The organism is Dyella sp. S184, assembly GCF_009766065.1.
GTDB lineage: Bacteria > Pseudomonadota > Gammaproteobacteria > Xanthomonadales > Rhodanobacteraceae > Rhodanobacter.
Genome location: NZ_LMUE01000005.1, coordinates 1 through 25,625 on the forward strand (window position 1 = coordinate 1; position 25,625 = coordinate 25,625).

The window sequence follows — 25,625 nt, forward strand, 5'->3', positions numbered from 1 at the left end:
GCCCCAAGACGTTTCGTCCTAGGTGAGCCGCCCATTCTACATCGCTTTTAACGACCGTCAACACCCTCGTTGAAGCTTTTTTCGAGGTCCCGGCGGTCCGTCTTGCGACGACTGGGCGACTGCGGGCCGCGAATAATACGATCTGTGTTTTTTTTAGCAAGCGTTTCTTGAGGCCGGTTTTGCAGATGTGCCGCAAACGGCTGTACTGGCATGCAATTTTCTTTTCCACGTGCCCGGTTTCGACCCCGTCATACGGGGTCGAACAACACTTCGGATCACGCCGATACGAGCTTCACGCGCGCAAAGTTGCGCTTGCCCACCTGGAGCACGCCCTCGAAACCGGCACTGAATATACGCTGCGCGTCTTCCACAACTTCGGCGTCGATGCGCACGGCCCGTTCCTTCAGTTTGCGACTGGCTTCGGAATTGCTCGCAGTCAGCCCGGCCGCCGTCAACAAAGCACCGAGCCGCAGGCCTTCGGCGGGCACAACGATGTCAGCTTGCGGCAAGAGCGAGGTATCGCCCTCGCCACGCACGACCGCATGCCAGCCGGCGATCGCCAGTTCGGCAGCCGCCGCACCGTGAAAGCGCGTGGTCAGTTCGCGCGCGAGGCGCAGCTTGGCATCACGCGGGTTGAGCGCGCCGCTGGCTATCTCCTTCTTCATCAGCGTCAGCTCATCCAGCGACACTTCGAAGCTGAGCAGCTCGAACCAGCGCCACATCAGCTCGTCGCCGATCTTCATGGTCTTGGTGACGATGTCGATCGCCGGCTCATTGATGCCGATGTAATTGCCGAGCGACTTGGACATTTTGTTGACGCCGTCCAGGCCTTCGAGCAACGGCATCGTCAGTACGATCTGCGGCGGCTGGCCGTGATGCTCCTGCAGGCCACGGCCCATCAGCAGGTTGAATTTCTGGTCGGTGCCACCGAGCTCGACGTCGCACTTTAGCGCGACCGAGTCATAGCCCTGCACCAGCGGATAAAGGAATTCGTGGATCGCGATCGGCTGCTGCGCGGCATAGCGCTTGGCGAAGTCGTCGCGCTCGAGCATGCGCGCCACGGTGTGCTGGGCAGCCAGCTTGATCATGTCGGCGGCCGTCATCTGGCCGAACCACTCGGAGTTGAAGCGCAGCTCGGTCTTCTCCCGATCCAGCACCTTGTAGACCTGCTCGGCATAGGTCTCGGCATTGGCCAGCACATCCTCGCGGGTAAGTGGCTTGCGCGTGATGTTCTTGCCGGTGGGGTCGCCGATCATGCCGGTGAAGTCGCCAATCAGGAAAATCACCTGGTGGCCCAGATCCTGGAACTGGCGCATCTTGTTCAACAGCACGGTATGACCCAGATGCAGATCCGGCGCAGTCGGGTCAAAACCGGCCTTGATCCTCAACGGACGGCCGCTTTTCAGGCGCTCCGCCAGATCCTCCCGCTTGATGATTTCGTCGGCGCCACGCGCAATCGTGGCCAGCGCCTGCTCAAGCTCGCTCATGTATCTCTCTCTAGGTAAGTGGCATTGGCGGGCAGCGGCGGGAAACGCAGCCGTGCCGTCTGCGTTAATTGTGCGTTAACCGGGAATATCGCGCAAACCCTTGATGGAAAAGGCGTTGACGCCATTTACACATGACCGTTATGGTACGCCCTGTTTGTTATTTTGTACCGCGGGGCGCGCACGGCATGACTGAAGAAAAAAAGGGGGCGCGGCATGCGCGCAAGCAGGCGATCAGTCGCAAGGCGCAGCGTCGACACTCCCACTTCTATGAACGCTGTGCACACTGGTCATTCAACCGTTCGGCCGAAGTCGAACCGATCCATTGGCATCGTGAACGTCTGGTACTCGCCGGCACCGCTCTATTAATCACCTTGTTGTCCGGCTTCATCATGCCCGCCTGGGCTAGCGCGATGCGCCCCGCGCCGGCACCCGAAGCACACGCCCTGCTGCCGCTGGCACTGCCCAAGGTCGAGCCCATCAGCGCTGTCGTACCCACCGTGGACGACTGGCAGGTCATACGGGTGCAACCGGGTCAGACCTTGTCGGATATTTTCACCGGTCGCGGTCTCGGCCTGACCGACCTGCAGAAGGTGGTGGACGCAGCGGGCAGCGCCAAATCCGCGCTGCACCATATCAGTCCCGGTGAAGAGTTCGATTTTCTGCTCGGCAGTGACGGCAGCCTCAAGGGCTTGCGCTTCGACCAGGACCAGGCCAGCCGCGCTACGGTGCGGCTCGATGGCGCACATCCCACCGTCTCCATCCAGCAGCGTGACATGGATGTACGCGAGCAGGTGGCGCACGGAGTGATCCGCAGCAGCCTGTACGCCGCGGGCGACCAGGCCGGCATGAACGCCGCGATGGTCGGCAAGCTGGCCGACCTGTTCAAGTACGACGTCGACTTCGTGCAGGACCTGCGCGTCGGTGACAGCTTCACCGTGATTTATGACGATCTTTACCGCGACGGCGTGCGTTATGGCGAAGGCAACATCGTCGCGGCTGAATTCATCAACCAGGGCAAGCGCTACACCGCCTATCGCTTCAAGAAGGCCGACGGCAGTGACGGCTGGTTCAGCGAGGATGGCCGGCCAATCCAGAAATCGTTCCTGCGCATCCCGGTCGATTTTACCCGTATCTCCTCGACCTTCAGCGCGGCGCGCCTGCATCCGATCCTCGGCCTGATGCGCGCTCACAAGGGCGTCGACTATGCGGCCCCGACCGGTACGCCAATCCATGCCGCGGGTGATGGCGTGATCAAGTTCCGTGGTTGGATGAACGGCTACGGCAACTTCGTGATCATCCAGCACAGCAGCACGATCAGCACGGCCTATGGCCACATGTCGCGTTTCGCCACTGAAAAAGTCGGCCAGCACGTGAGCCAGGGCCAGGTGATCGGCTTCGTCGGCATGACCGGCCTGGCCACCGGACCGCACCTGCATTACGAATTCCGCGTCAATGGCGTGCAGCGCAACCCGCAGACGGTGACCTTGCCGCCGCCCGAGCCGTTGCCGGCCACCCAGCTGGCCAAGTTCAAGGCGCAGGTGGTGCAGCCCCAGCTGGCGCGGCTGACCGAGCTGGATGCCCGCATCCAGCTGGCACACGCGAACGCTCCCGCCAACAACGACAATTGAAACCCACGCGCGTGGATGACGCCTCGGCGCTCTATCTTGGGTTGATCTCCGGCACCAGTGCCGACAGCATCGATGCCGCCCTGGTCAGTTTCAGCCGTGGCGTGCCGCAATTGCTGGCGGCGCACAGTCATCCGTGGCCATCGGCCTTGCGCGAACGCATGCTGGCGCTGGCGCAAGGCGAGGCCGCGCTGGACCTGGATGCGTTTGGACGGCTGGACGTCGAAATCGGGCATCACTTCGCGGATGCCGTGTTGCAGCTGCTCGAACACAGCGACACATCTGCACACGCGGTGCGTGCGATCGGTTCGCATGGCCAAACCATTCGCCATCGCCCTGCCGGCGTGTATCCGTTCACGCTGCAACTGGGCGACCCCAATGTCATTGCCGAACGCTGTGGCATCGACGTCGTGGCGGACTTCCGGCGCGCCGACATGGCCGCTGGAGGGCAGGGCGCGCCGCTGTTGCCGGCGCTGCATGCCATGCTGCTCGCTCGACCGGGGCATGCGCGCGTGGTGCTCAATCTCGGCGGCATTGCCAATATCACCGTGCTCGGTGCCGACGGCAGCGTGCACGGTTTCGATACCGGCCCTGCCAATGGTCTGCTGGATGCCTGGTGCCTGCGCCATCGCGGTGAACCGTTTGATCGCGACGGCGCGTTTGCGTCGAGCGGCCGAGTCGATCCGGCCCTGCTCGATGCCTTGCTGGCCGACAGCTACTTCGCGCTGCCGCCGCCGAAAAGTACCGGGCGTGAGCACTTCCATCTGGCGTGGCTGGCCACTTACTCGCAACTTGCCGCGCTGAACCCGGCCGACGTGCAGGCGACCTTACTGGAGCTGACGGTACGCAGCGTCGTCATGGCCATTGATCAGCAGGCACCTACTGCCGGCGAGATCATGGTTTGTGGTGGTGGCGTACACAACGGCGCGCTGATGCATCGGCTGGGCGAACTGCTGGCACCACGCACCCTGTGCAGTACTGCGCACCTTGGCATCGATCCGGACTTTCTCGAAGCCACCGCGTTCGCGTGGCTGGCACGCCAGCGCCTGCTTGGGCTGCCTGGCAATCTGCCTGATGTGACCGGTGCACGCGGTCCACGGGTACTGGGCGCGATTTACTCCGCACCCACCACTGAACCCCCGACCCGGACACTTTCGGGCGCCAGCTGAGTAGGGCGCGTCTGTGCCAAGGCGCGTATGGCTTCTTGAAAAGCGCCTTTTTCCTCGGCTTCCCAGTGACCACCGAGCTCCGTCAATGCCTGCGGATCGCGCAGAGATTCACTGAACTGCTGCGCTGCCGAGATACCCAGGCCATTGCGCAAGGCAAACAGCAGGACATCGTTGATCGCCCATTGCCGATCCCTGGCCAGCGCATGAATGCGCTCGACCAGCAAGGTGTCAACGTGCTGCAAGATCATGTCCGGCACAGGCGTCACTCCTTATCGTCACGCAGGGACTTGGGGGAGTCCCTCATGCTGGCTAGGATTCTGACCGATCCGGCAATCGCTTCCGTGGCCTGGTTGGCAATCTCCATGCATCGACAGCCGGTGCAACCCGGCATCCGGATGGCGTGTGGCCCTTCGCAGACCGCGCTAAGCGATGTTTTCGCTGGCCTCACACATGCGCTCCACCGCGCGAAAACGTGGCGACAGATACGCGAACAGCGCCATGGCCGGCAGGATCGACAACACGGTAATGGCGAAATAGCCGCCATATCCCAGCACCGCAACAATGCCGCCGGCAAAGAAGCCCAGCACCTTGCCGGGCAGGTTCACCAGCGAACTCAGCAACGCGTATTGCGTCGCCGTGTGCTGACGATTCACCAGCAACGACAGGAACGCCACCGTCGGCGGACCGAGCAGACCCTCGGCGAAATTCTGGCCGGAGATCGCCACGGTGAGCATCGGCAGGCTGCCGTGATGATTCAGCAGCAACAGGTAGAACAGGTTGCTGCAACTTTCCAGCACGATCGCCACACCCAACGTGCGCCACGCGCCCCAGCGCGCCACTGATGCGCCACCGACGAAGGCACCGGCGATGCCGATCCATACTCCATAGATCTTGGTGACCGCGCCGATCTCGGTCTTGCTGAAACCCATGTCACGCATGAACGGATTGAAGATGGTGCCAATGGATTGCTCGGGCAACTTGAACAGCAAGATGAACAACAGCGTCACCCCGGCAAGAGCCCAGCCGTAGCGGCGAAAGAAATCCGCGAACGGGTCGATCACGCCTTCACGCATCGCTGCACGCCAGGTGGCGGGCACCGCTCGATACACGTCCGGCTCGCGCATGGTCAGCGTGGTGGCAACCGGCAACAGCATGGCCACCGCCATCAGTGCATAGACCCAGGCCCAAGCGATGTGGTCGGCCAGGATCAGCGCCAGCGCGCCGGCCACCAATAGGCCCAACCGGTAGCCCAGCGAATAAGTGGCCACCAGCGCACCCTGCGCGGAAGGCGGCGCGATCTCGATGCGGTACGCGTCCACCGCAATGTCCTGGGTCGCGCCCATGAAGGCCACGAGCAGGGTCGCCATAACGAACGGTTCCAGCCGATGCGGCGTGAGCAACGCCATCGCGAGCAGCCCGACGATTACGCCCAGCTGCGCGAACAGCAGCCAGCCGCGGCGCTGACCCAGCCGCGCGAACAGCGGCAGCCGCCAGTGATCGAGCAGCGGCGCCCACACGAATTTGAAGGCATAGGTCATGCCGGCGCTGGCGATCATCGTGATGTCCTTCAGCACGATGCCGCTTTCCTTCAGCCACAGCGCCAGCGTGACGGATACCAGCAGGAACGGCAGGCCGGAGGAGAATCCCAGCAGGCACATGGTCCCTGCGGCGGGCTGCGAGAACGCCCGCCAGATCGATGGCTTGCGCGCCGTCGGCGCGCGCGATTCAGTCGGCATAATCGACGGTATACGGCGCGTGATCTGAGAAGCGCTGGTCACGATAGATCGAGCAGTGCTTGAGACGCTCACGCAGCGACGGCGACACCACCTGGTAATCGATACGCCATCCCACGTTGTTCGCCCGCGCCTGGCCACGGTTCGACCACCAGGTGTATTCGACGGCTTCAGGCTTGATCGCACGGAAGCTGTCGACCCAACCACGCTGCTGGAACAGCTGGTCCAGCCACGCGCGCTCTTCCGGCAGGCAGCCGGAGTTCTTCTGGTTGGAGCTCCAGTTCTTGATGTCGTTCTTGGTGTGCACGATGTTCCAATCACCGCAGATCACGTAATCACGACCGCTCTTCAGCCACTGGTCGAAGATCGGCGTGATCCATTCCATCGCCTTGAACTTGAACTGCTGGCGTTCGTCGCCGGAGGAGCCGGACGGAAAGTACAGCGACACCACCGAGAGGTTGCCGAAGCGCGCCTCGATGTAACGACCCTCATTGTCGAACTCGTCCCAACCCAGCTCAGTCAGCACCTGGTCCGGCTCGCGTTTGGCGTAAATCGCCACACCGCTGTAGCCCTTCTTGCTGCTGGCATCGCGATAGAAGCAGTGGTGACCGTCCGGACGGAACATCGGATCGCTGAGCTGATCCTCCTGCGCCTTGGTCTCCTGCAGGCAGACCACGTCGGCATGCTGCGTACGCAACCAGTCGAACACGCCCTTGGTCGCGGCCGAGCGGATGCCGTTAGCGTTGAGGCTGATAATGCGCATGGCGTCTCCGGGCTGGTGATGGGCGATCATATCAACCACAGCCACTCACGGCCGCCGACAGCAGCAAACATGCTGGAACATCCCGTCATTCGTGTCGCCCCGGTCGATGCCAGGCTGCGCCAGGCACTGCTCGGTTTGCGCGTGCTGCCGACGCAGCGCCGCTGGATCGGCGCAATCGCCGACTTGCTGGCCGATGTCGCGCTATGCCAGGGCAGCGAACCGATGGCAATACTGCGCGATGACACGGCGGTGGGCTATTACCGCATCGAACCGTCGGCGCGTAGCGTGGCCGGGCGCGATTTCGAGTCGCCGGCACTGGGCCTGTGCTCGTTCTTCATCGACGCCGACTGGCAGGGCCGGGGTATCGGCGCGCTCGCGCTCCATGCGCTGATTGCAGATCTTTCCCAACGCCACCGGCAGGCACGCCAACTGGTGCTGAGTGTGGATGCCGACAATCCCGTTGCCATGCGTCTTTACCAACGCGCCGGCTTCGCCGACGTCGGCGAGCTGTACCATGGCGACCGTTCCGGCGCGCAACATCTGCTGTTGCATACGCTGCCCTGACTTTCACATCACGAGACAACCCGTGCACGACTACCAGCGCGACTTCATCGAACTCACCCTCAAGCGCGAAGTGCTGCGCTTCGGCGAATTCACCCTGAAATCCGGCCGGCAAAGCCCGTACTTCTTCAACATGGGGCGGATTGACTCCGGTGCTGCGCTGGCCCAACTGGGTCGCGCCTATGCCGCCGCCGTGATGAACGCCAGCGTCGACGTCGACATGCTTTTCGGCCCCGCCTACAAGGGCATCGCGCTGGCCGCGGCGACCGCGATCGCACTGGCCGACCAGCATCAACGTGACCTGCCATGGGCTTACAACCGCAAGGAGGCGAAGGATCATGGCGAGGGCGGCGTGTTGGTTGGTGCGCCGCTCAAAGGTCGCGTGCTGATCGTCGATGACGTGATGACCGCCGGCACCGCGGTGCGCGAATCGCTGGCCTTGATCCGCGCGCACGGCGCCACTCCGGCCGGCGTGCTGATCGCGCTGGATCGGCAGGAGCGCGGACAGGGCGAGCGCTCCGCCGCACAGGAAGTGGCCGCCGATTACGGTATTCCGGTGATCGCGATCACCGGCCTCGACGATGTGCTGGCGTACGCCGGCGAACAGCCGCAACTGGCAACCGAGCATGTCCGTTTGCTGGCCTACCGCGAGCGCTACGGGGTTCAGCGCTGAGTTCACTGTCGAACCGGTAAGCTCAGGCGAACCCGGTCACGATGGCGACAGTTGCCGCCGACGCAGCCCGGTGACGGCGGCTATACTGTCAAACAAGGGAGAATTCATGCGAAAGTTACTGTCTGTCTTAGCCGTTGTCGCGCTGCTCGCGAGTCTTTCGGTGCACGCTCAGAAAACCATCAGCGGCGGCATCCGTTACAAATGGCTTGATGGCCAGGGCCAGCTGCATTTCAGCGACAGTCTCAACGACGAAGCCATGAAGTACGGCTACGACCTGGTCAACGACCAGGGCCTGGTCATCCAGCATGTGCCACGCCAGATGACCCCGGCGGAACGAGACGCCGCCAACAAGCTGGCTGCTGCACAGGCCATCAAGCAACGGGCTGCCCAGGAACTCGCCAATGCCGAGGCGCAGATGCTGGCAGCGTATCCGGATGAGGAGTCGTACAAGATCTCGCAGCAGCAGGAGCTGGACAGCCAGGACCAGCAGATCCACACCACCCAGATCAATCTGCGCAGCCAGGAAAAGGCGCTGACCGATCTGCTCGCCCGTGCGGCTGACCTTGAGCGAGCCAAGGCGCCGGTACCGAAATATCTGACCGACAGCATTGCCAAGCAACGTGACGTCGTCACGGGACAGCGCAATACACTGCAACGCCAGCAGGCGACGCGCGCCCAGACCGTGCAGGAGCAGGCCGGGAAGCTTGCGCGTTATCGTGCACTCAAGGCCGCGCAGGCGCAGCCCGCGCAGTAGGGCGCGCTATCGCGACCGCCCCTCATCTACCCTGCGTACAGCGTCCCTCCGCGGGGAGAAGCCATTCATCGCCGACCTCGGCCAGCCGAGGCTCACAGCTTTTCAGAAAGGCAGTTTGAGTTTGAAATCCACCGCAAGCAGCTGCTTGCGGAAGACCTGCTGGATGCGTTTCAGCGCGACCGGGTTGTCCGCCTCGAAACGCAGCACTAGCACCGGCGTGGTGTTGGAGGCGCGCACCAGACCCCAGCCGTCCGGCCAGTCCGCGCGCACACCGTCAATGGTGATCAGGGTGGCCTCGTCGAAACTGGCCTGCTGGCGCAACTTGTCCATGAAGCAATAGTGCTCGCCCTCGGCCAGCTCGATCTTCAACTCGGGGGTGGAGACACTGTTCGGCAACGTGGCAAAGATTTCCTCCGGCGAACGCCCCTGCAGGTCGCCGCCGAGTATTTCAAGCAGCCGCGCGGCCGCGTAGATGCCGTCGTCAAAACCGTACCAGCGCTCCTTGAAGAAGAAGTGGCCACTCATCTCACCAGCCAGCTCCGCGCCAGTCTCGCGCATCTTCGCCTTGATCAGTGAATGGCCGGTGCGCCACATCAGGGGGCTGCCGCCGGCGTCGAGGATCTGGCCTTTCAGGTGATTGGTGCACTTCACGTCGTAGATGATCGTGGCGCCGGGTTGCCGTGACAGCACGTCGCGCGCGAACAGCATCAGCAACCGATCCGGATAGATGATCTCGCCGGACTGGGTAACCACGCCGAGGCGGTCGCCATCGCCGTCGAACGCCAGCCCCAGATCAGCGCCGGTCTGCTTCACCGAAAGGATCAGGTCTTCCAAGTTGTCTGGATCCGATGGATCCGGGTGATGGTTCGGGAACGTGCCATCAACGTCGCAATACAGCGGGATCACCTCGCAGCCGACCCCTTCCAGCACCTGCGGCGCAATCGCACCGGGAATGCCGTTGCCACAGTCGACGACGACCTTCAGGCGGTGCTCTGCGAGCACGTCGGAGACGATCTTCTCGATGTAATCCGACGCCACGTCGACCTGGCGCAAGCTGCCCTGACCGCCACTCTCCAGCGCACCACTGGCGATGCGCTGATACAGGTCCTGGATCGCGCCTTCGGACAAGGTCTCGCCACCGACCACGATCTTGAAGCCGTTGTAGTCCGGTGGATTGTGGCTTCCGGTGACGGCCACGCCGCAGCCGGTATTGAAGCGGTACGCCGCGTAGTACACCACCGGCGTCGGTACCGCACCCACGTCGATCACGTCGATGCCGGCGGCGCGCAGGCCATCGGCCAGTGCGCTGGCCAGTTCCGGCCCGGACAGTCGTCCGTCACGCCCAATCACGATTTCGCGCAAACCTTTCTCGCCCATCAACGCACCGATCGACTGACCGAGCGCGTGCGCGACCTCCTTGCTCAAGGTCTTGCCGACCACGCCGCGCACGTCATAAGCGCGGAAGATGCTCGGGTCCACGCTCACCATCGGCACAGGGGCCGAAGCAGGCGCCGGGGTCGCTGGCAGAACAGGCGGAACTGGGGTTCTCTCGATTCTTGCTGGCAAATCAATTTCCTCGGGCTTGGAAGCCGGAACCTGACGTAAACGCTGGCGTAGGCGTAGCAGGAAGAACCCGCCGCCCAAACCCAGCAAGGTCAGCAGTCCGCTCAGCAACCAGGAGTCCGGCAGCACGATGAAGGCGCCCGGCAAGCCGGCACGTACACTGAATACGCTGCCAGCCACCGGTTTGCCCGTCGTCTCCGATTCGGCTGAGGTGGCACCATGTGAAAACAGGCTTAGGTCGCCGAGCTGATCACCCTGTCGCAGATCCAGCCGACCGCCAGCCGGTGAGATCGCGTCAAAGCGCTGTAGCAGCGGCTCGAAAGGCAACTCGACCCAGGCCCACGCCTGCGCCTGCTGCGGTGGCCCCAGCGGAATCACCAGGCTGAGCCGACGATCGCCATTGCCATAAGACACGCTTTGCGCCAGCGGCACCCCGTCAGCACTTTGTGCGGCCATCAGCTGGGCCGCCTTGGCATAACCGAACTCGCGGTAATTGGCTTTCAGTACCTCGTTCAGATCGCCGCTGTACAGCTCCAGCTTCTTCACCTGTGGCAACTGCTGGCGCAGGGCGGCCGCGGACTGTGCCGGGTCACTCATCAGGGTTGCCGGATCGGTAACGGCGAGTACCTTCACCACCTTGCCGCGCTGCGTGGCGATCTCGTCGGCCAGCGCATGCACGGCCTGATCCTGGGCCATGTGGACTTGTTCGATTGCATTGCTTTTGTCGGCAATCAACCAAGTCTGCCATGCGCTGAACAGTCCCAGCAGCAGCAACAGCGTGCCACCGACCAATGGCAGCAGGTTGCGCCAGTCAATCTGCCATTGTCGCAACCGTTCCTTTGCGATGTTTATCACCATGTCCCGCCCCGCAGGTTGTGCCCGGTGAATCGACCCAGCGCATTTTTCGCGCCGGCCCAGCCTGTCATTTGATACCGGTCGAGCCGAATCCGCCGCTACCGCGTTCGCTCGGTGCGAAATCGGTCACGATGTTCAGTCGCGCCTGCGCCACCGGCACCAGCAGCAACTGGGCAATACGATCGCCCACCGCGATGGTGTACGACTGCGTGCCGCGATTCCAGCATGAAATCATCAATGGACCCTGGTAGTCGGCGTCGATCACCCCGACCAGATTGCCCATTACAAGGCCATGCTTATGCCCCAGCCCCGAACGCGGCACGATCAGCGCGCACCAGCCCGGGTCGCCGATATGGATCGCGATGCCGCTGGGTACCAGCGCACTCTCACCCGGCGCCAGCGTCAGCGGCGCCTCCAGCGCGGCGCGCAGATCCATGCCGGCACTCCCGGCAGTGGCGACTTCAGGCAAGGGAATACTGTCGCCCAGGCGCGCATCGAGGATCTTCAGCTCGACGTCGATCGTCATCCGCGCGCCGCCCGGTAGCGCGCCGCTACGTGGGCGATCAACTGCCGTGCCAGCTCCGGCTTGGCCGCCCGCGGCAGTTCGACCGCGCCATCGGCCCAGTACACGCTCAATGCATTGTCAGCAGCCTCGAAACCGAGACCCTCTCCGACTTGGTTGGCGGCAATCATGTCCAGTCCCTTGCGTTGCAGTTTGCCCTGCGCATAGTTCGCCACCTCTTGCGTCTCGGCGGCGAAACCGACCAGAAAAGGATGCTTGGCTTGTCCCGACAGGCTGGCCAGAATGTCCGGATTCTCGTCGAGTTGCAGCGTCAACGCGGTGCCATCGTGCTTTTTCAGTTTGTGCGCTGACACTTCCTGTGGCCGGTAATCGCCGACAGCCGCCGCGCCGATATAGATGTCCGCCTGCGCGGCGGCCGCTAGCACCGCCGCATGCATCTGCGCCGCGCTGCGCACATCGATGCGACGCGTCACGCCGATGGGCGTGGCCAGGCTCACCGGGCCGGCGACCAAGGTCACTTCGGCGCCGGCCTGCGCTGCCGCCTGCGCGACCGCAAAACCCATCCGGCCAGAGCTGCGATTGCCGATGAAACGCACCGGATCGATGTCCTCGTAGGTTGGGCCGGCACTTACTAGTACCTTCAAGCCGGCCAGCGCCTGACTACCGAAGGAAGCCACCAGTGCATCTCGCAGCTCATGTGGCTCCAGCATGCGGCCACTGCCGACATCACCGCAGGCCTGATCGCCGACGGCCGGGCCGAGCAATTGCACGCCGCGCTGGCGCAGCGTATCGATATTCGCCTGGACGGCCGGATGCGCCCACATCTGCTGGTTCATCGCTGGCGCCACGTACAACGGCGCGGGACTGGCCAGGCATAAGGTGGTCAGCAGGTCATCAGCCAGACCGTGCGCCAGTCGCGCCAGCAGATCCGCGCTGGCCGGCGCGATCAGGATGCGCTCGGCCCAGCGCGCCAGTTCGATATGCCCCATCGCCGCCTCGGCCTGTGCATCCCACAAGCTGACCCGCACGCTCTGGCCAGACAGCGCCTGGAATGTGGTCGGGCTGACGAAATGGGTGGCACCCTCGGTCATCACCACGCGCACCTCGGCATCGAGGTCGCGCAGGCGGCGAACCAGTTCGCAGGACTTGTAAGCGGCGATGCCGCCGGATACTCCCAGCAGGATGCGGCGTTGGGCAAGACTCATGTAAGACAGGCCTGACAATCGGGCAGACCCGTAGCTTACCGGATTCATTCGCAGCTACCGCTGCCCGGAATGGGAGCTATCCGGCAAGTTGTGAAAATGAGTATCCGCGACTGGCCCGAAGGTGAGCGTCCCCGCGAAAAACTGCTGGCGCGCGGGAGTGCCGCGCTGTCCGACGCCGAATTGCTGGCCGTGCTGCTGGGCAGCGGCAGCCGCGGCAAGGATGCGATCGCGCTGGGTCGCGAACTGCTCGCCAGTGCCGGCAGCCTGGATGCGCTGCTCGGCCGGCCCGAGCAGTCGCTGCTTATCGTCGGACTTGGGCCAGCCAAGCGCGCACGCATCACCGCTGCCCTGGAACTGGCTCGTCGCAGTCTGGCCGAGCAGTTGCAGCAGAAACCCAGCCTCGGCAGCCCGCGTGACAGCGGCGACTATCTGCGCGCGCAACTGCGCCATCTGCCGTACGAGGTGTTCGGCTGCTTGTGGCTGGACAACCGCCACCGCGTGCTGGGCTTCGAGGAACTGTTCCGCGGCACCGTCGATGGTGCCAGCGTGCATCCGCGCGAGGTGGTGCGGTCATGCCTCAGGCATAACGCCTGCGCCGTGATCTTTGCCCACAACCATCCGTCCGGCGTCGCCGAACCGAGCGCCGCCGACCGCGCGATCACCCACGAACTGCGCAATGCCTTGCAACTGGTTGGCGTGCGCGTGCTCGATCATCTGGTGATCGGCAGCGGCGAGCCCGTGTCCATGGCGGCCCGCGGCCTGCTCTGATCCCAGACCTACCGGCATAAAAAAACGGCGTGGGATGAACCACGCCGCGGAGCCGATTTGGGAGGGGAGAGAGCGGCGTCTCCAAGTGCCGTTTCATGGAGGGGAGTCATGTCAGGCGCCGCCAGTGTCGCAGCGCCGCATGACAAGCCGATGACTCCAGCTCGCCGAATCAGGCGCCGGCAAGTTGCCGAAACTTATGCACAAAGTGCCGAGATCGGCACTTGCCGGGACTATCGTGCCCTTCACGCTAGATTGATCATTTAATTGATTGATATTTATGTATATTTTATCAAGACAGTCTGGTTTCTGCGGAAATACAACAGATTCCAAGCACTCGTCTCCAGCATTTCCCACAGACTTATCCACAAGGCGACCCATCGCAGTGCATCAAAATCAACGGCGGCCGCGCGATAAGGGTCGGTACATGACGCCGATCGATCGCGCTGCGTTCGCCAGCATGGCGGTCTGTTAGGATTGGCGGTTCCATCACGAATCCGACCCCACCGTGAAAGCACAGCTGCGCGAACTGGTTTTGCAGGCGATCCAGACCCTGCAAAACGATGCCACCCTGCCTGCCGACCTTGTTCTGCCAGGCTTCGTGATCGAACGCGCGCGCAGCCGCGAACACGGTGATTTCGCCTGCAACGTCGCCATGCTGTTGGCCAAGCCGGCACGCGCGAAACCGCGCGAACTCGCCGAAAAACTGGTGGCGGCACTGCCCGCGAATGCGCTGGTGGAAAAAATCGAGATTGCCGGTCCCGGCTTCATCAATTTTTATCTGGCTGCCGGTGCCTACCACGCCGAAGTGCGCCAGATCATGGCGACAGGTGACGCCTATGGCCGCAATGACAGCGGCGCCGGCAAGACGGTCGGCATGGAGTTCGTCTCGGCCAACCCGACCGGCCCGCTGCATGTCGGCCATGGCCGCAACGCGGCGATCGGCGACTGCCTGAGCCGCCTACTCGACGCCAGCGGCTGGAACGTGAAGCGCGAGTTCTACTACAACGACGCCGGCGTGCAGATCGCCAACCTGGCGATCTCGGTGCAGGCGCGCGCGCGCGGGATCACCCCGGACGACAGCGGCTGGCCCGAGAACGGCTACCGCGGCGACTACATCGCCGACGTGGCACGCGCCTACCTCGACCGCGAATCGGTGGTGGCCGACGGCGAAACCGTCACTGGCAGTGGTGACGTCGACGACCTCGACGTGATCCGCCGCTTTGCCGTGGCCAGTCTGCGGCACGAGCAGGATCTGGATCTGCAGGCGTTCGGCGTGGGCTTCGACACCTATTTCCTGGAGTCATCGCTGTACAGCGATGGCAAGGTCGAGGAGACCGTGCGCGAGCTGGTCGCCCACGGCCACACCTACGAGGAGGGCGGCGCGCTATGGCTGCGCACCACCGACTACGGTGACGACAAGGATCGGGTGATGCGCAAGTCCGACGGCACCTACACGTATTTCGTGCCGGACGTGGCCTACCACTTGTCGAAATGGCAGCGCGGCTACGGCAAGGCCATCACCGTGCTGGGCTCGGATCATCACGGCTCGCTCGCACGGGTGAAGGCCGGCCTGCAGGCGCTCGATTGCGGCATTCCCAAGGGCTACCCCGACTACATGCTGTATCAGATGGTGACGGTGATGAAGGGTGGCGAGGAGGTGAAGCTCTCCAAGCGCGCCGGCAGCTACGTCACCCTGCGCGACCTGATCGACGAAGTCGGCCGCGACGCCACGCGCTACTTCCTGATCGCGCGCAAATCCGACTCGCAGCTGGTGTTCGACATCGACCTGGCCCGTTCGCAGAGCAACGACAACCCGGTCTACTACATCCAGTACGCGCACGCCCGCGTGTGCAGCGTGTTGCGCCAAGCCGGCGAGAAGGGCTTCACGTTCGATCTGCAGGACGGCCTTGGACAACTCGCGCGGCTGGACAACGAGCACGAGCAGATCCTGCTGACCGAACTGTCGAAGTATCCGGAACTGGTCGAGGCCGCCGCGGCAAACCTGGAACCGCACCTGATCGCCGCCTGGCTGCGCGAACTGGCCAACGCGTTCCACACCTACTACAACTCGCACCAGTTCCTGGTCGAGGACGCCGCGCTGCGCAACGCACGGCTCGCGCTGGTGGTGGCGACGCGGCAGGTGTTGAAGAATGGTCTGAATTTGCTGGGCCTGGGCGCCCCGGAGAGTATGTAATGGCAGCACGCAAGGGCAAGGGCCGGCAGGCCGTGCGCAACAACAGCGGTGGTTTTCCGGGCTGGGGTTATGTGGTCATCGGTATCGTGGTCGGCGCCATCCTGATGGCGTTGATGATGCGCGGCAGCCTGCTGACCAGTTTGCGCCAGCAGCCTGCGGGCCCGCAGGCGAATCCGCAGGCGACTGCCCAGAACGGCAGCGATGCCGGCCTCGCGCCTGCCGCCAGCGAGAGCGCGCCGAAGAAGCCGCAGTACGACTTCTACTCGGTACTGTCGGAGAAGGAAGTCCGTATCCCGGATGCCGTGATCAGCGCGCAGGCACGTGCGGAGCAGCAGCAGAAGCAGCTCGCCGCGCAGCAGCAGGCGACCACCGAGCAGCCGCCGCAGCCCGCCGCCCAGCAAACACCGTCGCAGCCAGTGAATGCGCCGGCAGCGGTCAGCCAGAACATCGTCGCCGCTCCCGCCAGTGCGGTGCCGCCGCCCAGCACGACCGGCAGCGGCTACCTGTTGCAAGTCGGTGCGTTCCCGAATGCCGCCGATGCGGAAACCCTGAAGGCGAAGATGGCCTTGCAGGGCTTCATTGCCAACGTGCAATCGGTCAGCATCAATGGTCAGACCTACCACCGCGTCCGCCTTGGCCCGTTCCATTCGGCCACCGAACTGGAATCGACCAAGCAGCGGCTGGCGTCGGCCGGCATCAATGCGATCGCGCTGAAGGAAGGCAAATAGCGCGCAGCGAACCGGCGGCCGCGCAAGCGACCCTGTCTGACCGCAAAGTTACGACCCGCCTGGCTGGACTCTCACGCATGACAACGAAGACTGCATGGATTACCGGCGCCACCTCCGGGTTTGGAGCCGCCGCCGTGGAACGTTTCGTGGCCGGGGGCTGGCGGGTGATCGCCAGCGGCCGCCGCGCCGAGCGGCTGCAACGCCTGGTGACGCAGCACGGCGCCGAGCGCGTGCATGCGACGGCGTTCGACGTCCGCGACGAGTCGGCGATGCGTGCGGCGCATGCAGCTCTGCCGCCTGAGTTCGCCGGCATCGACCTGCTGGTCAACAACGCTGGCCTGGCCCTGGGCACTGCGCCAGCGCAGCAGGCGGATCTGGCGCAGTGGAAGCAGATGATCGACACCAACATCACCGCCCTGGTGTCGCTGACCCATCTGCTGCTGCCGCAACTGATCGAGCGCCGCGGCACGATCATCAACATCAGCTCGATCGCCGGCAGCTACGCCTACCGCGGCGGCAACGTATACGGCGGCACCAAGGCCTTCGTCACCCAGTTCTCGCAGAACCTGCGCTGTGATTTGCACGGCACCGGCGTGCGGGTGAGTTCGATCGAGCCGGGCATGGCCGAAACCGAGTTCACCCTGGTGCGCACGGGCGGCGACCAGGCCGCATCAGAGAATCTCTACGCTGGCGCCCACCCGATCACCGCCGGTGATATTGCCGACACGATCTGGTGGGTCACCAACCAGCCGCCGCACCTGAATATCAACCGCGTCGAGGTGATGCCGGTCAGCCAGTCGGCGGCCGGACTGCAGGTTGCCCGCGACAGCTGAGCGAATACGCCCGACGGGCGGGCAACACGCTCCCCCAACCCGTGCTTCCCAGGCAAGCACGCGCGGACCAATCAGCTGGCCTCGCCGCGATGAGCGTCATGCGTCACGAACGGACGCGCGGGATCGGGCAGGTCGAGCCAGTGCGCATGCCCCAGCGTATGCCGCATGTCATCCACGCCGCTGCGCCAATGTTCCTGCATCGTCGCCGCGCTGAACTCGTAGTCCTTGTAGTTGCCTTCGTACGGCTTGTCGCGATAGATAAGGTGCACCACGTTGACCAGCGCGCCGTTGGCGCGCGCTTCGGCGCGGCGGAACGCCGGATCGCCACGGCGATCAGCCGGCACCAGCGCCATCAGGTCGTGCAGCAGGCGCTGCTGCTCCTGCGCGGTGCGCATGTATTCGGTGACGAGCCGTGTGCGGCTGGAGAACTGGATCTCCTTGCTGCGCTCGGCGACTTGCAGCATGTCCTGCGGCAGCGCGCCGGCGGCGCTCCACAAATCGACCTGGAACACCAGCGTGTCGCGCTGCGGCTGCTCGGTCAGCACACGGTACAGCGGCGTGTTGGAGACCATGCCTCCATCCCAGTAGAACTCGCCGTCGATCTCCACCGCGGGAAAGCCCGGCGGCAGCGCGCCGGAGGCCATGAAATGCTCGGGCCGCAGGCGCTGCTGCGCACTGTCGAAGTAGGCGAAGTTGCCCGTGCGCACGTTCACCGCGCCGACCGACACACGCAAGGTGCGCGGGTCGTTGATCCGGTCGAAATCGGCGAGATGCTCCAGCGTACCGCGCAGAGGCGCGGTGTCGTAGTAGCTGGCGTTGGCCGGTCCGTCCGGAGCCTTCAGGTAGGACGGCGACAACCGCGGCGTGAAGAAGCCGGCCTGACCTTCGGTAAGTGCGCGCCAGGCAGCCCAGCCGCTCATCGCGCTCAGCGTGGATGCCGGCCAGCCATGCCCATCCGGCAACGCCGGCAGTCCCAGCGCCGGCAGCAGCGGTGGCTGGCAGATGGTCTGCCAGAACTCGCGCAGCCGCTCGACCCGCCGCTCCGGCGGATTGCCGGCAATGATCGCTGCGTTCAACGCACCGATCGAGATACCGGCCACCCAGTTCGGATGGCGACCGGCCTCGGCCATCGCTTCGTATACGCCGGCCTGGTAGGCACCGAGCGCACCACCGCCCTGCAGGACCAAGGCGGTGGTGTGGTACTCCTGCGCCGGCCTGGCGGGAGCGGACTTGCCGCCACCGTTGGCGGGTGGGCTGGGTTTGCGAGAATTCACGCGCTGGCTCCGTTCATTCGGCGAGGCGGCTCAATCAGCAAGGTAGTCATGCACGACTTCGCCCAGATCGAGGGTGAGGTCGGTGATGTAATGGAGCGCCGACTCCACCTTCAGCACTGGCAGATCCGCCACCGGCGCCAAGGCATGCGGGTGTAACTCAAGCGAACCGGGTCCGCTCCATGCGCCCTTCAACGTGACGTTAGTGGTGTAGTAACGGACCAGCTCGCAGATGCGCGGCGTGCCGTCCACGTGCGGAATGATCTTCAGCAGGAAACCCGGTGCCGCGAGTCCGGACAGCACCGCGGCATGGTCGGCCTCGCGATGCTTGAAACCCATCGTGGCCTTGGCGACCCGCACCTTGCCGTAGTCGAGGGTGCCGACCAGGGTGTCGATCTCTGTCTCCAGTACCGGGCTGGCCAGCTTCTTGGGGAAACCCCAGAGTTCGCGGCCACCGGCGATCGGTGGATGGTCGTTCAAGTACATGGAATGCACGTAACCGCCACGTTGTCCGCGAAAACTCACCGGGATCACCTGGCCCGACTCGGTGTAGTCACCGAAACCGGTAGAATCTGGCATCCGGATGAATTCGTACTTGACCAACGGCTCGGTGATTTCCAGCGGTTCGGGTACCACCGCACGCAGCGCATCGATGTCGGTGCGGTAGGTGATTACCAGGAATTCACGGTTGATGAAGCGGTAGGGCCCGGGCGGAAACGCCGGGCTGGTCAGCGGCATGGCGAACGCATTCGCCTTCACGTCGGCAATCTTCATGGGGACATGTCCTGGCACGGCATGACAATGGAGACGGCGCGATCGCTGCGACCACGCCGCCACGAATCCAGCTGCAACGTCGTTACTGCATGTACCAGCCGTGGCTGACCACGAACGACTGGCCGGTCAGCGCGGCGCTCGGGAAGGTCGCCAGATACAGCGCGGTCTGCGCGATGTCCTCGACGGTGGTGAACACGCCGTCGACGGTGTCTTTCAGCATCACGTTCTTGATGACGTCCGCTTCGCTGATGCCCAGCTCCTTGGCCTGCTCGGGAATCTGCTTCTCCACCAGCGGCGTGCGTACGAAACCCGGGCAGATCACGTGCGAGCGCACATTGTGTGCCGCGCCTTCCTTCGCCAGCGTGCGCGCCAGGCCGAGCAAACCGTGCTTGGCGGTGACATAGGCCGACTTCAGCTTGGATGCCTCGTGCGAATGCACCGAGCCCATGTAGATCACGATGCCGCCCTGGTCACCCTTGTACATGTGCTGCAGGGCGGCCTTGGTGGTGAGGAAACCACCATCGAGATGGATCGCCAGCATCTTCTTCCAGTCGGCGAACGCGAACTGGTCGATCGGGTTGATGATCTGCACGCCGGCATTGGAGATCAGAATGTCCAGACGGCCAAACGCGGCTACCACCTTCTCGGTACCCGCGTTGACCGCGGCCTCGTCGGTAACGTCCATCGCCACGCCGATCGCCTTGCCACCGGCCGCAATGATCTCGGCCGCCGCCGCATCGGCGGCCTGCTGGTTGATGTCGGCAATGCCCACCGCCGCGCCGTTTTTTGCATACAGCTCGGCGATCGCCTTGCCGATACCACTGGCCGCGCCAGTGATCAATGCCACCTTGCCATCAAGACTTGCCATGAGTTGCTCCTTGATCGATGTGGGGGGATTTTTTGCAGCGCACCATTGAACCCCGACCGGGTCAGGAAGGGAAGATCGGCTTGCGGATCAGTGTGTTTCTTCCGCCAGATAGGTGTAGGCGGTCAGCCCGCCGTCGAGCGTGTCATACAGCCGTTCGGCCTCGGCCCCGCTCAGCCCCGCACTGGCAATGCGCTCGCGATAACTCTGGCGCAGCACTTCGAGGTCGTAGCCAACGTAGTCGAGCATGAGATCCGTGGTGTCGCCACGGCGTTTGTGCGCGAACACATAACCATCGCCATCGACGCGGACGTTCACTGCGTCGGTGTCGCCAAACAGGTTGTGGATGTCGCCCAGAGTCTCCTGATAGGCGCCGACCATGAAGATGCCGAGCCGGTAGCTCTCGCCTTCCTTCAACGCATGCAGCGGCAGGCTCACGTCGACGCCATCGGCGTCAACGTAGTGGTCGATACGGCCATCCGAATCGCAGGTGAGGTCGACGATCACGCCGCGGCGGGTCGGCTCCTCGTCCAGCCGCGCGATCGGCGTGATCGGGAAGATCTGCTTGATCGCCCAGATGTCCGGCACCGACTCGAACACCGAGAAGTTGACGAAATACTTGTCGACCAGCTTCTCGTCCAGATCGTCCAGCGCCGGTCGGTGCGAGCGCTCAGCCGGCAGCAGGCGCGCACGCACGGCATTGGCGATCGCGTAATACATCTCGTCCAATCGCGCGCGATCGGCCAGCGCGAGTTGGCCCAGCGCGTAGAGCGTCTGGCCTTCCTGCAGGTGGTGCTGCGCTTCGTGGAACAACTCCAGCGCGGGGCGCCGATCCAGTTCCTCATGCGTCTCGCGCAACCGGCGCAATACGGCCGGCTCGTCTGCGCACGGTGGGGGAATCGCGCCGGCCGGCACTTCCTCCACCTCGGTCACGTTGACCACCATCACCGCGTGATGCGCGGTCATCGCGCGACCGGCTTCGGTGAGGATATGCGGCGCCGGCAGACCCTCGGCTTCGACCGCCTCGGCCAGCGACTGCACGATGGTGGCGGCGTACTGCTCGATCGAATAGTTGATCGAGTTGTGGCTGCGCGAACGGGTCCCTTCGTAGTCCACGCCAAGGCCGCCGCCGACGTCGACGATCTCCAGCGGCACGCCCATCCGTTTCAGTTCGACGAAATAGCGGGTGGCCTCGCGCATGCCGTTGGCGATGTCGCGCACGTTGGAGATCTGCGAACCCATGTGGAAATGCTGCAGCTTCAGCGTGTGCTTGAGGCCGGCCGCATCGAGCCGCTCGATCAGGGTCAGCACCTGGTGCGGTGACAGGCCGAACTTGCCCTTGTCGCCGCCGGTGTTCTGCCACTTGCCGGCGCCGATCGAGGCGAGCCGCACGCGCACGCCGAGCAGCGGTTCGATGCCAAGCGCCTTCGCCTCAGTGAATACATGATCCAGCTCGGACAGCTTCTCGATCACGATGTGCACGCGCAGGCCGAGCTTCAGCCCGATCAGTGCGAGGCGGATGTATTCACGATCCTTGTAGCCATTGCAGATCACGATCGAGCCGGGCCGTGCCATCGCCAGCACCGCCATCAGTTCCGGCTTGGAACCCGCTTCCAGGCCAAAACCCTGGGTGCCCGCGGCGACCAGTTCGCCGGCCACGCCGCGTTGTTGATTGACCTTGATCGGGTAGATCGCGGTATAGCCGCCCGCGTAGTTCCACTCGCCGATGGCCTTGGCGAACGCACCCTGCAGCCGTGCGAGGCGGTCGGCCAGAATGTCCGGAAAACGCACCAGCAGCGGCAGCCGCAGACCTTCGGCGCGGGCCCGCTCGACAATGCCGGGCAGCGACAACGCCGGGCCGCTGGCGCCGCGCGGGCGCATCACGATCTCGCCGGCCGCGTTCACGTCCACATAGCCATCGCCCCAATGCGGCACGGCGTAGGTATGGCGGGCAGAGTCAGTATTCCAATGGTTCGACATCAGCGAAGCTCCTTTTACCAACGGATGATGTCGTCGCAGCGGCGAGCCTTGACGGTGTTGCTCGACGAGAGAGCACGAAGCCCGAGCGACCGGAAGCCTCGCACGCCGCGGGGTCGATCGGGCTTGTCGGCCACCAGACGCGCTGCGCCGGCGATGCCAGGTCGCCATTGTAATGGTCCGCTGTGACAATTGGCGCATGCCGCCCCGTCCTCGTGCCGGGACGTTCACCGCCGTTATCGCTACAATTGGCGGTCTTTATCCTTCCATCCGGTTCGCCAGGAACACCCCGCCATGTCGCAGCAGATCAGCTGGTTCACCGAAGCCCATCAAGCTTCCGGCTCCTCCATCGGTTTCCGCACCGAACAACTGCTGCATGCGGAGAAGACGCCGTTCCAGACCATCGAGATCTACAAGACCACCGACTGGGGCAACCTGATGGTGATCGACGGCTGCGTGATGCTGACCACCCGCGACAACTTTTTCTATCACGAGATGATGACCCATCCGGCGCTGTTCACCCATGCGCGTGCCAAGCGTGTGGTGATCATCGGCGGCGGCGATTGCGGCACGCTGCGCGAGGTGCTCAAGCATGAGGAAGTGGAATCGGCGGTGCAGGTGGAGATCGACGAGCGCGTCACGCGGCTGGCCGAGGAATATTTCCCCGAGCTGTGCGACTCGAATCATGATCCGCGCGCCGAACTGCTGTTCATCGACGGCATCAAGTACATGGCTGAAGCGGAACCCGAGTCGCTGGATCTGATCATCGTCGATTCGACCGACCCGGTCGGTCCGGCCGAGGGTCTGTTCAACGCTGCGTTCTACGCCAGCTGCCACAAGGCGCTACGCCATGGCGGCCTGCTGGTACAGCAGAGCGAATCACCGCTGGCGCACCTGGACCTGATCAAGTCGATGCGCTCGGCGATGCGCACCACCGGTTTCGCCGCCGTGCGCACGCTGCCGTTCCCGCAGCCGTGCTACCCCACCGGCTGGTGGAGCTGCACGATGGCACGCAAGGGCGGCGACCTGTCCGGCTTCCGCGAGCGCGGCGCGATCAGCAAGAATTTCCCTACCCGCTACTACAACGCCGACATCCACAAGGGTGCGCTGGCGCAGCCGGAATTCATGCGCGAGGCGCTCGGCGAGTAATCGCGGCTTCAGAGGCCGCGAACTGCACCGGCAAGCCTAGAACATCTTGCCGCGCACCTTCGGCAACAGCACCAGCAGCAAGGTGGCAAACGGACCGAACACCACGGAGAGCAGGAACCACAGCAAGCCGCTGCGGTTCTTGCCCTGTGCCAGCGCGGCGTTGATCAGCGCCAGCGTGCCCCAGCCGACAAACCAGGGTGCGCCATTGGCAAATGTCGAAAAATGATCCACTACGCGTCTCCCGAACTGTGATCTTGGGGCGCAGGCTTGCGCCATAAACGCCCATCCTAGCAAGCCTTGCCGCGCCTGCCGGCCGCTGCCTGACATTGGATCAGGCGCGCTTAATCTGCGGGCGCTATGCTGAACGCTTTAGATTGCGGACGGTAGCCCCATGCGCGGACTGCGTTATCTCACCCTGACTTGCGCCTTGTCGCTCGTTGCTGCGCCGGCCTTTGCCGGCAAAACCCCTAGCCCCGCGCCGGACAGCGCGGCCAAGGTCCGCAACAAGGCGCAGCTGGCGTTCCAGCGCGATCTGGTCAGCGTGCTGGCGCCGCGCGTCGATGCGCTGCCGCTGCTTGCCGCTGCCTTGCTGGCGCGGCCGCTGGTCAACCAGTCGCCTACCAACAGTTTCCATGCCCTGATCGGGCGCGCGGCGCAGGCCGAGGATGCGGACGCCGCAGTCAGCTGGCTGCGCCTGACCGATTGCGATGCCAAGGCCGACGCCTGCCCCAATCCCGCCGCGCTGGAGCAGCTGCAGACGCAGGCGCCGGACAACGCCGCGGTATGGCTGCTCAAGCTCGGTGAAGACACGCGCAACATGAAATCGGATGCCGCGCGCCAGGATCTGGCCAAGGCCGCCGCCGCCAAGCTGTACGACGATTACACCGGCACCAGTTTGAAGGCGCTGGCCAGTTCGATCGGCGTGCTGCCGCCGCCGGCCGACACTTTCGATCCGGCCCATGCGGCCGGTGCGGTCGGCATGCAGGCCATGCTGGTCTATGGCCTCGCCAGCGCCCAGCCGCAACCGGGCCTGCAAATCACCGCCAAGTTGTGCGAAAACGCCGGCAGTGACGCCTCGATCAAGGACGACTGCCTGAAGCTGGGCAAGATTCTCGAATGGGGCTCCAGCCCGTTGTCGCGCTCGCTCGGCCTGCACCTGCGTGAAGTGCTGGCGGACGATCCGGCACAGCAGGAGGATGCCAAACGCGCTCGTGCCAGCCTGGTCTGGCAAGTGCAAAGCTTCGACCGGCTGCTGGCCCGCGTAGCGGACGACAAGGCACTGGCGCAACACCTGCTGGCGCTGGCCCGCAATGGCGGCACCGAGATGAGCCTGGTGCTGGCGGCCCTGCGCGACGAGAGCATCCCGGCCGATCCGCCGGCCGATGCGAAACCGCAATAGCGCTGCCGCAACGCCGCTTTGCGCAGCATCCGCAGCCGTGTAGGCTTGGGCCACCTTCCGCGACAAGGGTGAGTCGATGCTTACGACGCTGGTGGCAAGCAGCAAGGGCGGATGCGGCAAGAGCACGCTGGTAACCCAGCTGGCCTCGCACTGGGCACAGGCAGGGCAGCACACCGCCATCATCGACGCCGACCGGCAGGGTTCCAGCTACCGCTGGGCTACCTTGCGGCCGGACAACGTCCCCGGCGTACTGGGATTCGAGGGCGGCCGCAAATCCCTGCAGAAACTGCCCCCGGATACCCAGCAACTGCTGATCGACACACCGGCCGGCTCCGGCGAGCGTGAGCTGGAACCGTACCTGGAACAGGCCCACGTGCTGCTGGTGCCAGTGCTGCCCTCATCGTTCGATCTGCATGCCACGCTCCACTTCATCGAGGAGCTGCAGTCGATCAACCGGATCCGCCGCGGCAAGCTGCCGGTCGGACTGGTTGCCAACCGGCTCAAGCCGTGGACCCACGCCAGCCAGGACGCGATCGCCCAGCTCGCCGAGCAATCTCCATTCCCGATCGTCGCGCAGCTGCGCGACAGCCAGGCCTATGTGCTGCTCAGCGCACTGGGCAAGGGCATCTTCGACTACCAGTCCGAACAGGTACGCAACCACCAGCAGGACTGGAAGGCCCTGCTGCGCTGGATCAAGCGCCAGCATTGAAGCAACCGCACCTGTCGTGAAGCCACCTTCGCGCGTCCACCCCCACT

Annotated in this window: 25 protein-coding genes; 12 read left to right on the forward strand and 13 right to left on the reverse strand. The window is 64.2% G+C overall.

From position 1 onward, the window contains the following. Together GSQ75_RS19030 and tyrS are read right to left on the reverse strand one after the other, a co-directional pair. Window positions 1–229, reverse strand: a 229-nt coding sequence (locus GSQ75_RS19030) for a hypothetical protein (protein WP_216840661.1), incomplete at its 3' end; no start/stop codon positions are given. 46 nt (window positions 230–275) lie between these two features. Then, a complete protein-coding gene (gene tyrS / locus GSQ75_RS09965) occupies window positions 276–1,487 on the reverse strand; it encodes a tyrosine--tRNA ligase (RefSeq protein ID WP_158754557.1) in 1,212 nt (403 codons plus the stop codon). A 185-nt stretch (window positions 1,488–1,672) separates the two neighbouring features. Between tyrS and GSQ75_RS09970 the strand changes: the two genes are divergently transcribed. Together GSQ75_RS09970 and GSQ75_RS09975 are read left to right on the forward strand one after the other, a co-directional pair. Further along, window positions 1,673–3,115, forward strand: a complete 1,443-nt coding sequence (locus GSQ75_RS09970) for a peptidoglycan DD-metalloendopeptidase family protein (RefSeq protein ID WP_158754559.1) — start codon at window positions 1,673–1,675, stop codon at window positions 3,113–3,115. Between the two features lie 11 nt (window positions 3,116–3,126). Continuing rightward, complete coding sequence (locus GSQ75_RS09975) at window positions 3,127–4,281, forward strand: anhydro-N-acetylmuramic acid kinase (RefSeq protein ID WP_158755131.1); 1,155 nt, start codon at window positions 3,127–3,129, stop codon at window positions 4,279–4,281. Here GSQ75_RS09975 and GSQ75_RS09980 read toward each other — a convergent pair. From GSQ75_RS09980 to GSQ75_RS09990, 3 genes are all read right to left on the reverse strand, one after another. Next, window positions 4,227–4,529, reverse strand: coding sequence for a hypothetical protein (locus GSQ75_RS09980; protein ID WP_254058556.1), 303 nt, complete (start codon window positions 4,527–4,529; stop codon window positions 4,227–4,229). The genes GSQ75_RS09975 and GSQ75_RS09980 overlap by 55 nt on opposite strands. Before the next feature lie 174 nt (window positions 4,530–4,703). After that, window positions 4,704–6,017 carry an MFS transporter gene (locus tag GSQ75_RS09985; protein WP_254058527.1) on the reverse strand — a complete coding sequence of 438 codons (1,314 nt, stop codon included), beginning with the start codon at window positions 6,015–6,017 and terminating at the stop codon, window positions 4,704–4,706. Beyond that, window positions 6,007–6,777, reverse strand: coding sequence for an exodeoxyribonuclease III (locus tag GSQ75_RS09990; protein ID WP_158754564.1), 771 nt, complete (start codon window positions 6,775–6,777; stop codon window positions 6,007–6,009). The genes GSQ75_RS09985 and GSQ75_RS09990 overlap by 11 nt, the downstream gene beginning before the upstream one ends. 69 nt (window positions 6,778–6,846) lie before the next feature. Here GSQ75_RS09990 and GSQ75_RS09995 point away from each other — a divergent pair, with 69 nt between their 5' ends. From GSQ75_RS09995 to GSQ75_RS10005, 3 genes are all read left to right on the forward strand, one after another. Continuing rightward, window positions 6,847–7,341 (forward strand): GNAT family N-acetyltransferase, encoded by a 495-nt coding sequence (locus GSQ75_RS09995; protein ID WP_174236717.1) that lies wholly within the window; start codon window positions 6,847–6,849, stop codon window positions 7,339–7,341. 22 nt (window positions 7,342–7,363) lie between these two features. Beyond that, the gene (gene pyrE / locus GSQ75_RS10000) at window positions 7,364–8,011 is read left to right on the forward strand and encodes an orotate phosphoribosyltransferase (RefSeq protein ID WP_158754567.1); all 648 of its coding nucleotides are present in this window, start codon (window positions 7,364–7,366) and stop codon (window positions 8,009–8,011) included. A 160-nt stretch (window positions 8,012–8,171) separates the two neighbouring features. After that, window positions 8,172–8,765, forward strand: a complete 594-nt coding sequence (locus GSQ75_RS10005; RefSeq protein ID WP_343160919.1) for a DUF4124 domain-containing protein — start codon at window positions 8,172–8,174, stop codon at window positions 8,763–8,765. A gap of 102 nt (window positions 8,766–8,867) precedes the next feature. On the opposite strand, the gene GSQ75_RS19190 is transcribed toward GSQ75_RS10005, so the two are convergent. The 3 genes from GSQ75_RS19190 to coaBC form a co-directional block, all read right to left on the reverse strand. After that, a complete protein-coding gene (locus GSQ75_RS19190; RefSeq protein ID WP_158754582.1) occupies window positions 8,868–11,186 on the reverse strand; it encodes a phosphomannomutase/phosphoglucomutase in 2,319 nt (772 codons plus the stop codon). Window positions 11,187–11,250: 64 nt separating this feature from the next. Then, window positions 11,251–11,709: a dUTP diphosphatase gene (dut, locus tag GSQ75_RS10015; protein WP_158754584.1), complete on the reverse strand. Its 459-nt coding sequence runs from the start codon at window positions 11,707–11,709 to the stop codon at window positions 11,251–11,253. Beyond that, complete coding sequence (gene coaBC / locus GSQ75_RS10020) at window positions 11,706–12,911, reverse strand: bifunctional phosphopantothenoylcysteine decarboxylase/phosphopantothenate--cysteine ligase CoaBC (RefSeq protein ID WP_158754586.1); 1,206 nt, start codon at window positions 12,909–12,911, stop codon at window positions 11,706–11,708. The genes dut and coaBC overlap by 4 nt, the downstream gene beginning before the upstream one ends. A gap of 96 nt (window positions 12,912–13,007) precedes the next feature. Here coaBC and radC point away from each other — a divergent pair, with 96 nt between their 5' ends. The 4 genes from radC (at window position 13,008) to GSQ75_RS10040 (ending at window position 17,434) form a co-directional block, all read left to right on the forward strand. Next, complete coding sequence (gene radC, locus GSQ75_RS10025; RefSeq protein WP_158754588.1) at window positions 13,008–13,679, forward strand: DNA repair protein RadC; 672 nt, start codon at window positions 13,008–13,010, stop codon at window positions 13,677–13,679. A 505-nt stretch (window positions 13,680–14,184) separates the two neighbouring features. Further along, complete coding sequence (argS, locus tag GSQ75_RS10030; RefSeq protein WP_158754590.1) at window positions 14,185–15,873, forward strand: arginine--tRNA ligase; 1,689 nt, start codon at window positions 14,185–14,187, stop codon at window positions 15,871–15,873. Next, entirely contained in the window at window positions 15,873–16,601 is a 729-nt protein-coding gene (locus tag GSQ75_RS10035; protein WP_158754591.1) for an SPOR domain-containing protein, read from the forward strand. Before argS ends, GSQ75_RS10035 begins: the two co-directional genes overlap by 1 nt. Before the next feature lie 77 nt (window positions 16,602–16,678). Next, window positions 16,679–17,434, forward strand: a complete 756-nt coding sequence (locus GSQ75_RS10040) for an SDR family NAD(P)-dependent oxidoreductase (protein ID WP_158754593.1) — start codon at window positions 16,679–16,681, stop codon at window positions 17,432–17,434. Between the two features lie 71 nt (window positions 17,435–17,505). Here GSQ75_RS10040 and GSQ75_RS10045 read toward each other — a convergent pair whose 3' ends face one another. The 4 genes from GSQ75_RS10045 to speA form a co-directional block, all read right to left on the reverse strand. Next, window positions 17,506–18,708 carry a patatin-like phospholipase family protein gene (locus GSQ75_RS10045; RefSeq protein ID WP_158754595.1) on the reverse strand — a complete coding sequence of 401 codons (1,203 nt, stop codon included), beginning with the start codon at window positions 18,706–18,708 and terminating at the stop codon, window positions 17,506–17,508. A gap of 30 nt (window positions 18,709–18,738) precedes the next feature. Beyond that, window positions 18,739–19,479 (reverse strand): acetoacetate decarboxylase, encoded by a 741-nt coding sequence (locus tag GSQ75_RS10050; protein WP_158754597.1) that lies wholly within the window; start codon window positions 19,477–19,479, stop codon window positions 18,739–18,741. 82 nt (window positions 19,480–19,561) lie between these two features. Then, entirely contained in the window at window positions 19,562–20,347 is a 786-nt protein-coding gene (locus tag GSQ75_RS10055; protein ID WP_158754598.1) for a 3-hydroxybutyrate dehydrogenase, read from the reverse strand. An 87-nt stretch (window positions 20,348–20,434) separates the two neighbouring features. Beyond that, window positions 20,435–22,324, reverse strand: coding sequence for an arginine decarboxylase (gene speA / locus GSQ75_RS10060; protein WP_158754599.1), 1,890 nt, complete (start codon window positions 22,322–22,324; stop codon window positions 20,435–20,437). Between the two features lie 291 nt (window positions 22,325–22,615). Here speA and speE point away from each other — a divergent pair, with 291 nt between their 5' ends. Then, window positions 22,616–23,470 (forward strand): polyamine aminopropyltransferase, encoded by an 855-nt coding sequence (gene speE / locus GSQ75_RS10065; RefSeq protein ID WP_158754601.1) that lies wholly within the window; start codon window positions 22,616–22,618, stop codon window positions 23,468–23,470. Between the two features lie 36 nt (window positions 23,471–23,506). Here the strand turns inward: speE and GSQ75_RS10070 are convergent, their stop codons facing one another. After that, a complete protein-coding gene (locus tag GSQ75_RS10070) occupies window positions 23,507–23,701 on the reverse strand; it encodes an antitermination protein NusB (protein WP_158754603.1) in 195 nt (64 codons plus the stop codon). Between the two features lie 160 nt (window positions 23,702–23,861). Between GSQ75_RS10070 and GSQ75_RS10075 the strand changes: the two genes are divergently transcribed. Both GSQ75_RS10075 and GSQ75_RS10080 read left to right on the forward strand, forming a co-directional pair. Continuing rightward, on the forward strand, window positions 23,862–24,869 hold the full coding sequence (locus GSQ75_RS10075; protein WP_158754605.1) for a hypothetical protein: 1,008 nt from the start codon (window positions 23,862–23,864) through the stop codon (window positions 24,867–24,869). A gap of 76 nt (window positions 24,870–24,945) precedes the next feature. Beyond that, a complete protein-coding gene (locus GSQ75_RS10080) occupies window positions 24,946–25,578 on the forward strand; it encodes a ParA family protein (protein ID WP_158754606.1) in 633 nt (210 codons plus the stop codon). Window positions 25,579–25,625 lie beyond the last annotated feature (47 nt).